The organism is Escherichia sp. TW14182 (assembly GCF_000208525.1).
Taxonomy (GTDB): Bacteria; Pseudomonadota; Gammaproteobacteria; order Enterobacterales; family Enterobacteriaceae; genus Escherichia; species Escherichia ruysiae.
This window is the reverse complement of record NZ_AEJZ01000414.1, coordinates 1-993: the sequence shown is the minus strand read 5'-3', so window position 1 is coordinate 993 and position 993 is coordinate 1. Positions and strand designations below refer to the sequence as shown.

Here is a 993-nt window from a genome sequence, read left to right as displayed (position 1 = left end):
AACATCACACCTCCATAGCCACATCCCCGCAAATTCAGCTTCAATTCATAATGCTTTATAATTTCCCCATATTCCGGCAATGGCAATTGCACCTCATTTGTCACCAGTGTGCACGGAGATGATAGTAACGCACCACTAACCAACAACTGTCCAGTTCGACCATTGAGTTCATTCACCCACTGGTGACGGGGTTCATCTGCCGTAAAAAAGCTATCCTGCATCACCGTTTCATCTGCACGCAATACACTGTTCATGCAGCTGCTTACCAGCAGTGCAGCCAGATAGAGTCCTGTTGTTGCCCTGACCATCTTCGCCCCCTTCCTCCGGTTAACTGTCACTGCACACTTATTTTTTCACCGCTGTACAACGGTCACCACTGCAGCTGAATTGCAGAACCGGACGTCCGCCGTAGTCGTTGATGTAGCTCAGGTACGGTGTGCTGTATGTTCCTGATTTCACCGTCTGCGTGGACTTCGGCGCCAGCATCATGGCCTCAAACCTGCCTTCCTTCGCCTGCTTTTCATTGCCACCTAGACCTATCACCGTTACGTAATACGGCGTCGGGTTTTCAATCCGGTAACCTCCGCTGGTTTTGTTCAGCACCAACTGGTCCTGCCAGACTGCATTGGGTTTCGCCTCAATGGCTTTCGGGCGGTAAAACAGCTTGATTTTGGTCTGCAGGGCTATCTGCAGCACATTCGCCTTATCACTCTTTGGAGGAATTTCACGAAGGTTGAAGTAGAACAGGGATTCCCTGTCCTGTGGCAGTTTGCTGATATCCGGAGTTGTTGTCAGACGAATCATACTTTTTGTACCTGGTTCCAGGCGTTGCACCGGCGGTGTGGCAATAAGTGGGCCGGTGGTGATTTTTTCTTTTTTTTCATTCTCTATCCAGGCCTGCGCCAGATAGGGAAGTTGTTTATTATCATTAGCGATATTCAGAGCCATGGATTTTTCACCACCGTTAAAAATTGCACGCGTACGGTCCAGGGA

Annotated in this window: 2 protein-coding genes; both read right to left on the bottom strand. The window is 49.4% G+C overall.

Annotated elements, in window-relative coordinates:
* Positions 1–308 (bottom strand): pilus-assembly fibrillin subunit (locus EQY_RS0122665; protein ID WP_000251094.1); only part of this gene is annotated, 308 nt, incomplete at its 3' end.
* A 37-nt stretch (positions 309–345) separates the two neighbouring features.
* Positions 346–993 (bottom strand): fimbrial biogenesis chaperone (locus EQY_RS0122660; protein ID WP_000311708.1); only part of this gene is annotated, 648 nt, incomplete at its 5' end.